The sequence below is a fragment of the Kribbella sp. NPDC056951 genome (assembly GCF_042674205.1).
GTDB classification, from domain to species: domain Bacteria; phylum Actinomycetota; class Actinomycetes; order Propionibacteriales; family Kribbellaceae; genus Kribbella; species Kribbella yunnanensis.
Map to the genome: position 1 here is coordinate 1 of NZ_JBHUQZ010000011.1, position 14,196 is coordinate 14,196.

Sequence of the window (14,196 nt, forward strand, 5' to 3'; positions counted from 1 at the left end):
TGGAAGTTAAGCCCTTCAGCGCCGATGGTACTGCGACCGGGAGGTCGTGGGAGAGTAGGACGCCGCCGGACTTTCACACTGTTAAGGGCCACCCCACTCGGGGTGGCCCTTAACATATGTCTAGGCACAAAAAAGCAGATCAGCCTTCCGGGGCGATGCCCACCAGCGCTGCCGCCGCACAGATGTGCACCGGCGTGAGGTCAGCCGGCGACACCGGCGCCTGGAGCAGCGTTCCCCGCTCGAACGGCGTGAGTTGGATGTCGATGCCGTGAGCGCCGGCGACCATGCCGCGGACGTACGTGAGCCACCCCATCATCGGGATCCCCCGGCGGAAGACTCCCGCAGCAGCCGCGAGCTCGGTATCGGCGATGCTGGCCCACTCCGGCTCCCAGATCGACACGACCGCACGCAGGACCTGCGCGAAGCGGTCCGACTGCACGAGCGCCTCGTCGTCGCTCCAGTGCAGCGTGACCTGGTCTGAGACCGTCGTGAGCGTCCCGCCCATCGACAGGTCGAACAGCCACGGCAGCTCACCAGTGCTCTGGAGATGCAGCCGCGTCGTACTGGAACCGTTGGCGAGCACCTTCGTGGTGGCCTCGACCATCTCCTCGAGCGGAATCGAACCATCCGCCTCGAGGACGTGGTACCCCCACCGCTCGTCCTGCGTCCAGGCATGGACGTCGGGGAACGCGACCGCGACAGCAGTCAGCGTGCGGTCCACCCGTAGTGCGCGTTGCTCTACGGTCTCGTCACGGTGAGCCCACTGGGCGCGTAGCAGCCATGATGCCATCACGCCCTCCGATCGTGAGCCGGCCGATCCTGCGCAGCAGACGGTACGCCGGTGTCCGGATGGTTGGCCAGAGTTCCGCCTACCCGGCGTACAGAGCCCGTGCGGTTCTCTGGAAGTTCCACCCGACCAGTCTGCGGCACCGGTGGTTCGGAGGTGACCACCGGGGTCCGGTTTTAGTAAACAAGCATCCGAAGTACCTCAGCTCTTCGGCGTCGCCGCGAGCAGTCCACCAAGCCCACTGGCCTGCGTCCGCCAATCCCGGACGCCGCCCGCGGCCCACCGCTGCCCGAGCCGGTTGAGGCTGTCGCGGCCGTTCTGCCAGATCGAGTCGGCTTGCCGCTGGGCATAGGTCTTGTACGACGCATCGCCGGTGCTGTCCGCCAGATCCATCAGGTACCGCATGAAGATTCCCTTGAACTGCTTCTGGTTGTCATCACAGTTGCCTGCGGCATCACACGACTCCGTCAGGATCCCGCCCGGGCTCAGCAACGTCGACGACATCGCCGCATCACCCAACTGCCGAGCCTTCGCCAGTACGGCGGCATCCCCGGTCGCGCGCCACAATTCGAGCGCCCCGCCGATCGCCAGCCCCTGGTTGTACGTCCACACGGTCTGACCGTTGTTGGTGCACGACCCCGTCAGCCCGTCGTTCACCAGGCCGGCGGAGTTGATCATGCCGCTGTTCGTGAACCAGTTCCAGCTGGTCGTGGCTCGCTGCAGCCAGACCGAGTCGCCAGGCAGCCGGTTGTGCAGCGCGGCCGTCATCCGGATGTAGAGCCCAACCGTGACCGCGTTCTTGTACGTGCGCTCACGGTCCCACCAGACACCGCCGCCACACGAGCCGGTGTCCCAGTAGCCGTGCACATAGTTCGCGATCGTCACCGCCATATCCAGGTACTTCCGCTCGCCAGTCAGGTCATACGCCTGGATCCACGCGATCGCCCACCACTCCGTGTCGTCGATCGCCCGGCTGATGAAGTTGCCCTCCAGTGCGTCGCCGCTCTTCACCCCGGCCGGGAACACACCCTTGTTCTTGTCGAACATCTCGTTGACCATCCAGCGCAGATCGGTACGCCGGGTCCGCTGCTGATAGTCCATCACGGTGGTGAGTGCGACCGCCGAGTTCCACCAGCTCGACAACCACCAGGCGGTATAGGGCTGGTACGAATACATCAGCGCGTCGGCTGCTGCGGATGCCCGGTCCGAGGCGGGCCGGGCCCACGCCGTACAGGCTCCGTTTTGGCCTTCGACCGCGCGGCCGCACGCGCGGACGGCGCCGCCGTACAGCTTGGAGCGCGGGTCGGCGGTGGCGTAGAGCTTGGTCTGGGCCGCGGCAGCGCCGGAGCCAACCCCAACGCGGCCGAGGGAGGAGCCGCCGGGCCAGGAAGCGCCTTCGTTCCAGGAGCGGTCGAGCCAGACTTCGTCGCCGGCGCGGCCGGTGTCGATCGTGCCCCAGGCCATCCCGCGGTTGTCGATGTGCAGTGCGATCCGGCGGCCGGACAGCGTCGCCGATGGGACCGGCTGGTTGTCGCCGGACGGGCCGTCGCTGCCGTCGCAGGCTGCAGCGCAGACAGCCGAGTACACCCAGGCGGTGCAGTCGACCCCGGCCGCGTCGCCGCAGGCCCGGATCATGCCGCGGCGGTGGCCGCCTGGGTCGGCCAGGTTGTACATGAGCGTGCGGGTACCGGTCCAGCCGCTGGGGATAGAGGCCTTGCCGAGCAGGCCCTCCCAGGTCGCACCGCCGTCCCAGCTGCGGTCCAGCCACACCGCGTCGTTGGTGACGCCGTTGTCGATGCTGCCCCAGGCCATCGAGTCCTTGTCGGACACGTGCAGTACGACGCGGCGTCCGTTGATGACCTTCTCCGGTACTGGGAAGGTCTCCTCCTGTGCCCGCGACGGATCGAGCGTGTCACACGACACGGAACAGACCTGCGCCAGTGGAACGGCCTCGGCCTGGGCGGAAGTCGGTACGGCGAGCGTCGTACCCAGCAACGCCAGTACGACGAGCAGCGAGCGCATGTCAGCCTCCTAGTCCGGACTGGTCTGTCCAGGTCGCGTCGGCGTTGTAGCTGCCGCCACCGTCCCACGCGTTCGGTCCACTGACCGTGGCGATGTACACCAGCTCACTGGCGTGCCGCACGTAGTAGGACGGGTAGTTGATCGACTGCAGCGACACGTTTCCAGCACCACCAGCCAGCGGCGGCTGCGCACAGAACGTCGCATCCCGCCGGAAGGTGTCGCCGCCATCGCTAGTGGCCTTCTGCAGCCGGTAGTTGCTGTGCCGCAGGTACTGACCAGGGAAGTTCACCGACTCCAGCGAATAGCAGGTGCTCTCAGCCAGACCAGCCCGTACGACGAAGGTCGCGTCCTGCCGGTCCGCGAGCGCGGATCCGGCGTCGACGACATCTGTCCGGGCGAGGCTGTCGCGGTGTCGCAGTACTCGGTTCGTGTAGCCGGGGGTGGTCACCCGGAACGTACGAGCCTGACCGATGCTGAGCGAGGCACCGCTCTTCCACCACGCCGGTACGAGGTTCCACGTCGAGTCATCGCGGAAGGAGCCACCGGTGTCGGCGTCGATCCACACCTCCGAGTTCCGATGCCGCAGGTACTGACCCGGTCGAGCTGCGCTCTCCAGCGACGTACCGCCGCCGCTCAGCCCCGGCCGGGCGCAGAAGGTGGCATCGGCCGCGAAGGTGCCGCCGGTGTTGGCCTCCTTGTAGACCCGCTGGTCCCGCTGCCGCAGGTACTGACCCGGGAAGTTGCGCGACTCGAACGAGAAGCAACTCCCATTGGACAGCCCGGAGCGGACCCAGAACGTGGCGTCCTGTTTCAACCCCTGACTGCTCCCACCATCGACTACCTCGGTGTTCGCCACTCCATCGATATGGCGCAGATAGCGGTTGGTGTAGTTCGGCGTCGTGACCCGGAACGACACCAGCTTCCCGGTCGGCAGCGCCGTACCGTTCGCGGCCGCGAGGACCTGTTGATGGACGGCCCGCACTCGAGCGAAGTCCATCTTCTGCACCTGGCGGTCGTAGGTGAAGAAGCCGTTGATCTCGTCCTCGACATCGGTCGGCTCGGTGTAGACCGAACCCGACAGCCCGGAGCCGTTGATCAGATCCGGCAGCTGACTGGTGATCTGGACGTATCGATTCGTCAACGCATCGCTGGTCGGCAGCATCTCGTAGGCGAAGCTGTTGCCACTGGGCCACTCGTGACCGGGGACGTGCAGGCCCAGCCCGCCGTACTCGCCGAGCTGCAGCACCCGGGTACTCGAAGGAGCGCGGGCGATCCCAGGACCGACGTACATGTGGTCGTCGATGATGTCGCCGTTGCCGGGGTCCGGATCGGAGTCGCAGCAGTTCGATCCGGAGTTGTGGTTGACCAGCCGGGTCGGGTCGAGACTCTTCACCAGGTCGGCGATGCGGCCGGCCTGGAACTCGCCCCAGCCCTCGTTGAACGGGATCCACTGCACGATCGACGTGATCTGCTTGTGGTGGTCGATCATCCCGCGCAGCTCGGTCTCGTACCGCGCTTCACCGGTCGCGGAGGCGTTGCGGCCGGCCACCAGCGAGGGCATGTCCTGCCACACCATCAGACCGAGTTTGTCCGCCCAGTAGAACCAGCGGGCCGACTCGACCTTGATGTGCTTGCGGACCATGTTGAAGCCGAGCGACTTCTGCTGTTCCAGATCGAAGCGCAGTGCCGCATCGGTCGGCGCGGTGTAGAGACCGTCGGGCCAGTAGCCCTGATCGAGGGTGCCGAGCTGGTAGACGAACTTGCCGTTCAGCGTCGGCCGCAGGAAGCCGCCGATCATCGCCTTGCCGACCGACCGCATGCCGAAGTACCCACCGACGGAATCGCTCCCGAGCGTGACGCGCAGGTCGTAGAGGAACGGATCGTCGGGCGACCACAATCGGGCGTTCGGCACCGGCACCCGGAACGACGTACCGCTGACGCCGGTCGCCTCACCGACGACCTGACCGCCGGACAGCACTTGCGCGCGGACGGGTTGACCAGCCGATGAAGCCTGTACGGCGAGATCGAGCCCGCCGGCGGTGATGTTCGGAGTGGTGTCGAGCCGCTTGATCCAGGTCGCCTCGGTCGGTTCGAGCCAGACGGTCTGCCAGATACCGGACGACGGCGTGTACCAGATGCCACCGCGGTCGAGCCGCTGCTTGCCGGACGGAATGTCCTCGGCGTCGACCGGCGCCCAGACGCCGACGATGATCTCGTTGCTCCCAGCGCGAAGCGCCGAGGTGATGTCGTACGAGAACGCGTCGTACCCACCCTCGTGTGTACCGAGCAGGACGCCGTTCACCCAGACCTTGGACTGCCACATGACCGCGCCGAAGTTCAGCTGCACGTGCCGACCGGACCAGCCGGCCGGGACGGTGAAGTTCCGCTTGTAGTACATGCGGTTCTCGTGCCGCATGATGCCGGACAGCGCTGACTCGATCGGGTACGGCACCAGCACTTCCTCGGCGAGCGTGCCGCCGATCGGCGGAGTGTTGAGGTTGCTGGTCGGGGCGAACTGCCAGACGCCGTTGAGGCTCTGCCACTCGGTCCGGGTCAGCTGCGGCCGCGGGTACTCCGGGAGCGGGTTGGTCACCGACACCTGATTGGTCCATGGCGTGGTCAACGGTGGCGGCTTCGGCGCGAAGGCGTCGGCCGGTGCCGCCACCAGGGCAGCGCTGAGGATCGCGAGAACGATCAGCAGAGTGAGCCGTACGGAGGCATGACGAAGCAGGCCGGAGGTCATCTGTAGTCTCCTCGGGGCGGTAGGAGAGAGCGCTCTCACCCGTCAGTATGGAGACTCAGCCGACTAAATCAAGACTCTGGATGATTGTTTCTGTCGGAAAGCGTTTGTCTACGTCAAGGTCGGCGAAGCCAGCTCGAGCGTCGGCGTCTTGCCCCGGTAGGACTCGAGCCACGACCGCAGCAGCTCGACGCGAGCGGCGTACTCCTCGTTGCCCTTCACGACCGGCGCCTGGTTGTAGGCCATCGTGTCCGAGCTGCGGCGCAGCTTGACGTACAGCCTCGACGACGCGAGGGCGTAGCGCTCCATGTCGTCCTGAAGTGCGCCGATGACCGTGATGTTGCGGTCGCGACCGATCTGCTCGAACAGCGCCACGGCCTCCCGGCGGTGCTGCGAACCCAGGTTTCGACCGAGCTCGTCCAGGATCAGCAGCAGCGGCCGGTCGGATCCGCCGGCCAGCGCGGCGGCACAGACCAGCTTCACCGCCTTCTCGTCCATCTGCGCGGTGTTGCCCTTGACGTTGAACGCCGAGAACGGCCCGCCCTCCGAACGTCGCCACTTCGGGGTGACCGTCCATCGCCACGGCTTGTCGGGCTCGGCGGGCGGATCCGGCTCGGGGAACTCGAGCTTCGCGCCGTACCCGCCGTACTGCTGGTCGAGCCGGTCGAACTCCTGCGATACCAGGCGAAGCCGGGCTTTGATGCCGTCGGCAAGGGATGCGCGGTGGGCGCGAGCCGTGCTCTCGGCCTCGCCAAGACCCTCGCGGGCCCGCTCCAAAGCGGCGTTGCGCTCGGCGCGCTGGTTGGCGATCTGCTGTTGCTGCAGGCTGTCGAACGTCTCGTGCTGAGCGAGATGACTGCTCAACGTCCGCTGCAGTGCCGGGACCAGGCCGACGCGCGCGCCGAGTGTCCCGCCCGTCCAGCCGTCCGGACCGTTGAGGATCTCCCAGAGCTCGGCCGGGATCTCCTCGCGGGAGCGGGCGTTCGGGAAACAGCGGCGGATCACGTCGTCGAGCTGTGTGCAGGCGAGGTGATTCCAGTCCGCCGTCGTACGGCGCTGGGCGTCGTCGGGCAGTTCGAGCAGGAACTCGTTCGCCTCGGCCGGCGTCGTGCCCCAGGCGGTGATCCGGGTGGTCAGGTCGAGCGCGGTCTGCTCCTCGAGCAGTCGCAGCCGACGCCCGGTCAGGTCGTCGAGGATCCGGTCGTGGTCGCGGCGGGTGGACTCGAGGTTCTTCAGTCGTTCGTCGCGGACCAACTGCTGGCCGGCCGCAGCCTCTGCGGATTCCTTGGCTGCTTGGAGTTGCGGGGCGAGCGAGTCGCGATCGTTCTCGTGACGGTCGATCGTTTCGCGCAGCGCGAGGATCTGCTCCTGCACCGATTCCGCGTCGGCGAGCGCCCGGGCGGCCGCCGTACGGCGCTCTGCTTGGTCGACGCGGGCGCGAGCCTGCTCGAGTGCCGTGGATGCTGCGGCGCGTGCTTCCGCCGCGGCCTCGACCCGGCGGCGAGCCGCCTCGATGCGCGCGGTCCGGCCGGTCAGCGGCTCGTCGAACTGGCCGACCGCGACGACACCGGCGACATCGTCGATGTTCTCCTTGGTGGCGCGCTCGGCCAGCGTCGAGAAGAAGGTGTCGAGGCTGAAGCGTTTGTCGGCAGAGGTCGGAACGCCCTTAGCGCCCTTGGAGCCGGGCCGATTCGCCAGCACCAGAAGGAATCCGGCGTACCCAGCGTCGGCCAGCGCCGCCGAGGCGACGGCCGCATCACCGGCATCGATGACAACAGCTTCCCGGTACGGCGCCAGTCGCGGCTCCCACTCGGATCGCGCCGACGCGGGCAGGTCGGTGATGTCGGTGAGCGCGCCGCATTCGAGCCCGGCGTTCTCCAGGACCTGTTGCTGTGCAGCGGAAACGGTCTGGCCGCTCTCCGCTTCACGCAGCTCGGCGGTCGCGACATCGACCGCGGACCGGGCCGCATGGTCGCGCCCGATGTGCTCCTCCAGCGCCTCGCGCGCCTCGGTCTGCTCCTCACCAGCCGCCGCCAGATCGCGCCCGTCCGCGGAGCGACCGGCGTCGAGCAGTCGACGATGCTCCTGCCCGAGTCGCTCGAGTTGTTCACGCACGGAACGCTGGGCCAGATCGAGATCGCGGTCCCGCGCATCCAGCTTGTCCCGCTCCTGGCGAGTCAGCTGAACATCGCGGAGCAGCACCTCTTCGTTGCCAAAGGCATCGATCGCGGCATCGACCGCCTCCCGGCGGGCCTCCTGCTCGGCGACCCGCTCGTCGAGTTCGCCGAGCTCGTGCAGGATCTCGCCGTTGCGGGCGTCACCGTCGATCAGGTGCCGCGCGTTGCGCGCCTGCCAGGACTCCTTCGCCGCGGCCAGCGCATCGCGAGCCGCACCTCGCTGCAGGATGCCGGCCTCGACCGCGGCCATCTCCTGCTCCCAGCGCTGCAGGTCGGCCGTCGCCTGCTTGGTCGCCTCGCGCTGCGTGTGCTCGGCCGATCGATGCGCCTGCTCCTGCTCGAGCTCGTGATCGAGACCGGTGAGAGTGGCGATCGCGTTGAAGATCCGGGCCGGGCCCAGCTCGTTCAGCGGTTCGGCGAGCAGGTTCGCGGTCGGGCTGGACCGAACCGAGGTCGACAGGAACGAGACGCAGCGGACCTGACCGCCGTACAGGACGGTCGAAAGCTTGTTGGCGTGGAAGTCCGTGCGGCCGTTGGAGTGCGGGAGCGCGGCCCACAACGCGTCGGCCCCGGCAGCCCGCTCGGCCTCGGTCGCGCCGTACGGGACGTGCAGGCCGTTCTTCCAGCGCAGATCGAGGTACGACGCCTTGCGGTTGATGCGGATCCAGACGGTGATCGCGGCCGCCTCGATCTTGTCGAGCTCGGTCAGGTCGGGGTCGGAGAAGACGCCGACGATGTAGCCGCGGTCGACGTTCGACCAGTTGCCCTCCTGGCCGGCCGCCTCCGCGGTGAACAGGAGCTCGGCCGCACCGGGCGCACCGCTGGTGAGCCGCCACTGGTCATCGGCGTGCAGCAGACTGAGCGCGGCGATCCAGGACGACTTGCCGGCGCCGTTCGAGTCGGTCGGGCCTTGGCCGGCGACCGTCACGAGACCCTGGCCGACCATCGGAATCGGGTGCGTGGATAGCCGGGACAGGTCGACGACCTGGACACCGAGCAGCACCTTCGACCCGAGGATGTCGAACGGACCGTCCTCCACCGTGCTGCTCATGCGACTCCTTCTTCTTGTTCCGTACTGCTCGATGCGGTCGCCGATCCGTTGCGGGCCCGGATGGCTTCGGCGATCGGACTGGCCGGGGCGGCGGCCAGGATAAGTTGGTCCTGTAGCCGGCGCCGGGCCGCGGGGGTCAGGCGTTGCAGCTGCGGACCGGGGATGTAACTGGGACCACCGGAGTGGTCGCCGGACAGCTGAATCAGCCCGGCCGCCCGCAGTCGTTGCAGGGCGAGCCGTCGCTCTTCACCACTGATCTTGGTGGTCCGGAGCTCGTCGACTGTCGTCGGTCGCGCCGACTTCCAGCTGTCGCCGGTCAGGATGCCTTCGCTGCGCGGGATCGCGACCGAGTGGATCAGCACAAGCACCAGCACGGCGCGGTCGACGACCGAGAGCGGTTGCCACCCCTGCGCGGTCAGAGCCGCGGCGATGTCATCGGCGTACCCGGAGGTCCAATGCGTGCCGTCGACCTGCACCAGCACCCGGCCGATCAGCTTCAGCATCTTCTGCACCTGGCGTCGCAGCGTCACATCCCGCAACCCGGCCAGCTGCACCTCAGCCACCGGATGCGCCGCATACTGCACCGCACTGAACGCCGCCAGCACCTCGTCCCGCGCCCGGTCGCTCAGATCCTGCAACAACGGATCGAACAACGCATGCTGCAGTTCACTCATCCACAGCCTCCAGTACGTCGTCCGCGGGCGAGGCCGGCTCGTCAGGTGTGGTGGTGAGGACTGCTGGTGGTGGGTCGGGGAGGTGGCGACACAGGTCTCGAAGCATCGCCTGGTCCGCGGCGTTCCAATTGATCACGCGCGGTCCGAGACGAACCTCCGCGGCCTTCTCGTTCCAGCGGATCCAGTGGGTCGCGTGCAGGCGGCGCAGGCTGCCGATGATCAGGGTCAGGTCGCTCGACTGCTCGGCCCGCCCCCGCATTCCGGCGTACACGGCCCTGACCTGGGTGAGCGTGCCGATCGCACCCGGCCAAGCCGAACCGCTGCGGTCGGTCCAGCAGCAGGCGACCACGATCGCCAGCACGCGGGCTGTCTCGTTGGGCTGCTCGACGGCGACCGGGGGAGTGCCCAGCTCATCCAGTACGGCGTGGCCCGCGCCCGAAGGCATCGTCGGCACCAGCCAGACCGTGGAACCGTCCGGCTCGGCCGCGCGGGTCAGACCGGCCACCGCCGGCGTATCCGGGTCCACCGCGAGTGGACCGGCCGACTGCACCTTCGCCCACCACAGCGCGTTGTAGAGCCGTCGCTCGACGGCCTCAGACGGCGTACTCATCGACTGACCCTCCGGAACACGCCTTCGGTCGCCCACGGCGTCCCGGCCTCCGGGTCGATCCGCATCCCGTCCGACCAGACCAGCTCGTAGTCCAGCTCATCGTGCAGATGTGCAGCCGTCAGCTCAGCCAGCACGCGACGCGCGGTAACCCAGTCGCCCGCGTCATCGACCACCTCGACGATGTCCACTGACGGCCGTCCAGCCAGCACCCGCTCAGCCTCGGCACGCAATTCCTCGCGATCGGTCGCAGCGGCCGACTCGGGCGCGTCCACATCCGCGGTAGGCCGCGGCGGCGCCATCCTCGCCGTACCGGACCGGCGACCTGTCTCGACCGCCTCGACCATGGTCTGCGGCGAGAAGTCTGGTGAGGCCGCGTCGAACAGCAGACCGTCCAGCACTGCGGCCAGCACGTCCGGCTCGCTACCGCGGGTGAACGTCACCCACGTCTCGATCGGCAACAGCCCGAGCGCACGCGTCGTACCGGCTCGCTCCACCAGACGACCCGCGGCCAGCTGCACCGCATCGGCGTACGCGGCCAGCGACATCCGCAGCGACGTGCACGCGCGGTGCAGCACCGGCCAGCGGCCGAGAACGATGCGGTGGACTGTCTCGGCCTGCTCGATCAGACGCTCGTTACCCCAGGCGAGCTGCGCATTCTCGCGGAGCTGGGCGCTGGTACTCGTCGCGACCAGGATCGCCAGCTCGTTACCGAGGAGACGGAAGACCTTGGTGAGGCGCTCGATCGAAGCGAGCCCGTCGTCCTCCGTGGACTTCGGGTCGCTGACGCTGTGCGCCTCCAGCGTGAGCAGCTGGTGGAGCTCTGCCTGACCGCCCTGCACCGACATCCGCCGCAGGAACATCAACATCACGTACGGCGCGAAGGCCGCCCGGTGGCGCAATTCGTTCGGACGGTCGACCAGCTTGGTGATCGCGCCGTACTGCCGGAGCACCTCGAAGCGGCGGACGATCACGTCGTGCGGGTAGGCGCGGCAGGCGAGCGTCGCCTGCTCGACGGTCAACCCGTCGCTCCCGGCCTCCGCGAACGCGTCCAGGATCGCCTGATCGGCGTCCAGCAACTCCGGATCGACGATCATCGCCCCGGCCTCGCGGGCGAGCACGGCGAACACCTGCCGGTAGACGCGCAGTACGGCCGCTTCGGCCTCCGCGTCCAGCAATGTCGCGTCCATGCTCACTCCTCCCGTGTGCCAGGGACTCTAGTCACGGACTCCGACAGACCAAAACCAGGCCCGCCGAGCCTGTGGAAAACCTGGTGACGACCGCGGCCGGCCCTGCCTACCATCGCGACTATGAGACAGCCTCACCGTGGCTGACGCGGTCCAGGTAGACCGCGTCCGAACCACAACGTCGCTTTAGTGACGTTCACACACCGGTGTGCGACCCGCGACAGGGTCCCCGGTGCGCTGCTCAGTTCTCCAGTACGGAGTCCCGCACATGACTGTGCACAATGCTGCGCCGACCGTTGGCGCCCAGCACCCAGCCGTCCGTGACCTGCTCACTGTCCGCAAGGACGCCGCTCCCGGCCGGATCCTCGTCGAAGGCGCGTGGGAACACGACCGCCTGCTAGCCACCGACACCGAGCTCGAGGCGTTCTTCTGGTGCCCCGAAGCCGGTACGACGTACCCGGTCGACCGGATCGCGGAGCGTGCCGCTGCGGTCTACCGGATCTCGGCCAAGCTGCTCGGCCGACTCTCCCGCAAGACCCGCTCGGACGGCCTGCTCTCGATCGCGCGACTCCCAATCTGGGATCCGCGCGCCCTCCACTTCACTGCGGAGTCGCTGGTCCTCGTCGCGGACGGAGTCGAGTACGCCGGCAATCTCGGCACCCTGATCCGGACGGTCGACGCAGCTGATGCCGACTGCCTGGTCCTGACCAGCAGGCGGGCCCGCCCGAGCCATCCGGCCGTGTACTCCGCGAGCCGGGGGACCATCCTGTCCACACCGGTCCTGGAGTTCGACGAGATCGGTTCCGCGGCCGAGTGGCTGCGCGACCACGGCTTCCGCGTGCATCTGGCGGATCCGGCGGCTCAGGGCAGCTACCGGGAGACGGCGTACGACGGACCGACGGCGTTCGTGGTCGGGTCGGAGGGCTCGGGCCTGTCGGCGGAGTGGCATGCGCAGGGCTTCGGTGCCGTGTCGATCCCGATGCTCGGCCAGGCCGATTCGCTGAACGTCGCACTGTCCGCCGGGATCCTGCTGTTCGAGGCGCGGGCCCACAAGAACGGGTGGTGAAAGAATGGCGGCCGCAACCGACTAACAGGGAGTTCAGACGTGCCGTTCGAGCCGGGTGAAGTTGTAGCCCCGTCAGACCCGCGGATCGTGCTGGAGGGGCAGTGGGGCCACCAGCCCGGTGTTGCGATCACCGTCAACTCCGGTTCGCGGCTGTCGTTCTCCTTCGCGGGGGAGCAGGTCCAACTGCTCTTCGACACCACCGGTCTGACGGTTGCGCCGCACCTATGGGTCACGCTCGACGACGATGAGCCGGTCCTGCACGTGATCGAGGACTCGGTCGTCGAGCTGACCGCACCGACCGGCCGGCACAAGGTCGAGGTGGCGGTCAAGGACGTCAACGAGCACGCCAACCGGTGGAACCCGCCGTTCGAATGCGCGGTGGTCTTCGCCGGTCTGGTGCTCGACGTGAACTCCCGCCTGCGGCTCAGCGGCCGCCCCGACGGACCGCGGCTGGAGTTCTACGGCGACTCGATCACCCAGGGCGTGCGGGCGCTCAGCCCGGAGATCGAGTCGGTGGGCGTCGACGGTACGGCGTCCTACGCGTACCTGACCGCCCGCGCGTTCGGAGCGACGTCGTACCAGGTCGGTTTCGGCAGCCAAGGCATCGTGAAGCCGGGGAACGGTGAGGTGCCGTCGGGGCTGGAGTCCTTCGGCTGGAACTTCGCCGGCTCGCCCGCCTCGCGGGTCGAGGCGCCTGACGTGGTGGTCGTCAACCTCGCGGTGAACGACGAGACGCTGACGACGGAGCAGTACGCCGAGTACGTCGGCCGCGTGCGATCGGCGTACCCATCGACGACGGTCGTCGCGCTCACCCCGTTCAACGGCAAGCACGCGGACACGATCGCGTCTGCGGTCAAGACCCTCGACGATCTGAACGTCGTACTGATCGACTCGACCGGCTGGATCACCGAGGCCGACTGCACCGACAACATCCACCCCTCGGTCGCCGGTCACCGCAAGATCGCCGACCAGCTGATCCCGGCACTCGCAGCCGCCACCTCGCTGCGCCTTCGCTCTTGATCACCCCGGACGATCTCGACACCGCCGTCACCTGTGTTGTCGACGCCCTACGCCCGACCGTCGACCAGGACTGGTCGGCACTCGCAGGTTCACTCGACTGGACCTGCCGCGCCACCGCCGAACACCTCGGCCAAGCTCACCTGCACTGGGCAAGCCAACTAGCAGTCGCCGCACCCACGCAGTACGTCCGCTGGTCAGCCACCGCCCAAGAACTGGCCCCACCCGCCGGCGTCCTCGACTTCGTAGAAGCCGCCGGCCGCATCCTCGCCCTGGTAGTCCGCGCAACCCCACCAGAGACCCGCGCCTACCACCCTTGGGGCATCGGCGACCCCGAAGGCTTCACCGCCATGGCCTGCGTCGAGTCGCTCCTCCATGGCCACGACCTCACCACCACCCTGGGCGCGGCGCTCACCCCACCCGCTGACCTGACCAGCACCCTAGCCAACCCGCTAGACCCACCTGCTGATCTCTGCGCCCGCATCCTCGCCCGAGCCTTCCCCCACGAACCCCGCCCCACCGACGACCCCTGGCTCAACCTCCGCTGGCTCACCGGCCGAACCCAAATCCCCGGCACCCCGAACCCAGCCACCTGGCGCTGGCGCCCCACCCCACTGGACGAACCCTGGGACCGCGCCCCGACGCCCGCCCCCATGCCCTTCACCCCACTAAGCGTCGGTAAGGACACGTAGTAGTCCCCGCCAGGGCCAGCCCGCCGCCTCCTTCACGCCTGAAACCCGAACTGGCAGCACACCACTACGTGTCGTTCCCGACGCCGAGCGCCTGCATCGAGCGCCGACAAGTGGGTACCGGCGCCATCAGTGGATCCGGCGGGTGGCCGAGCCGCGGGTAAGTAGGAGCCTCACAG

10 protein-coding genes are annotated in these 14,196 nt (G+C 68.2%); 3 read left to right on the forward strand and 7 right to left on the reverse strand.

From position 1 onward, the window contains the following. Positions 1 to 139: 139 nt before the first annotated feature. The 7 genes from ACFTSF_RS32165 to ACFTSF_RS32195 all read right to left on the reverse strand — a co-directional run bounded on the left by ACFTSF_RS32165 (position 140) and on the right by ACFTSF_RS32195 (position 11,248). Positions 140 to 790, reverse strand: a complete 651-nt coding sequence (locus tag ACFTSF_RS32165) for a hypothetical protein (protein WP_344161734.1) — start codon at positions 788 to 790, stop codon at positions 140 to 142. Positions 791 to 988: 198 nt separating this feature from the next. Further along, on the reverse strand, positions 989 to 2,809 hold the full coding sequence (locus ACFTSF_RS32170) for a glycoside hydrolase family 76 protein (RefSeq protein WP_380158210.1): 1,821 nt from the start codon (positions 2,807 to 2,809) through the stop codon (positions 989 to 991). Position 2,810: 1 nt separating this feature from the next. After that, complete coding sequence (locus tag ACFTSF_RS32175; protein ID WP_380158212.1) at positions 2,811 to 5,552, reverse strand: AbfB domain-containing protein; 2,742 nt, start codon at positions 5,550 to 5,552, stop codon at positions 2,811 to 2,813. Positions 5,553 to 5,660: 108 nt separating this feature from the next. After that, complete coding sequence (locus tag ACFTSF_RS32180) at positions 5,661 to 8,777, reverse strand: chromosome segregation ATPase (RefSeq protein ID WP_380158214.1); 3,117 nt, start codon at positions 8,775 to 8,777, stop codon at positions 5,661 to 5,663. Then, a complete protein-coding gene (locus ACFTSF_RS32185) occupies positions 8,774 to 9,451 on the reverse strand; it encodes a hypothetical protein (RefSeq protein WP_380158216.1) in 678 nt (225 codons plus the stop codon). Before ACFTSF_RS32185 ends, ACFTSF_RS32180 begins: the two co-directional genes overlap by 4 nt. Beyond that, positions 9,444 to 10,061, reverse strand: a complete 618-nt coding sequence (locus ACFTSF_RS32190; protein ID WP_380158218.1) for a hypothetical protein — start codon at positions 10,059 to 10,061, stop codon at positions 9,444 to 9,446. The genes ACFTSF_RS32185 and ACFTSF_RS32190 overlap by 8 nt, the downstream gene beginning before the upstream one ends. Beyond that, positions 10,058 to 11,248 carry a hypothetical protein gene (locus tag ACFTSF_RS32195; RefSeq protein ID WP_380158219.1) on the reverse strand — a complete coding sequence of 397 codons (1,191 nt, stop codon included), beginning with the start codon at positions 11,246 to 11,248 and terminating at the stop codon, positions 10,058 to 10,060. Before ACFTSF_RS32195 ends, ACFTSF_RS32190 begins: the two co-directional genes overlap by 4 nt. A 265-nt stretch (positions 11,249 to 11,513) precedes the next feature. Between ACFTSF_RS32195 and ACFTSF_RS32200 the strand changes: the two genes are divergently transcribed. From ACFTSF_RS32200 to ACFTSF_RS32210, 3 genes are read left to right on the forward strand one after another with little or no spacing between them, the layout of a single operon-like run. Beyond that, a complete protein-coding gene (locus ACFTSF_RS32200; RefSeq protein ID WP_380158221.1) occupies positions 11,514 to 12,311 on the forward strand; it encodes a TrmH family RNA methyltransferase in 798 nt (265 codons plus the stop codon). 39 nt (positions 12,312 to 12,350) lie between these two features. Further along, positions 12,351 to 13,331, forward strand: a complete 981-nt coding sequence (locus ACFTSF_RS32205) for a GDSL-type esterase/lipase family protein (RefSeq protein ID WP_380158223.1) — start codon at positions 12,351 to 12,353, stop codon at positions 13,329 to 13,331. Continuing rightward, positions 13,328 to 14,020, forward strand: coding sequence for a hypothetical protein (locus ACFTSF_RS32210; RefSeq protein ID WP_380158225.1), 693 nt, complete (start codon positions 13,328 to 13,330; stop codon positions 14,018 to 14,020). Before ACFTSF_RS32205 ends, ACFTSF_RS32210 begins: the two co-directional genes overlap by 4 nt. Positions 14,021 to 14,196: the final 176 nt, after the last annotated feature.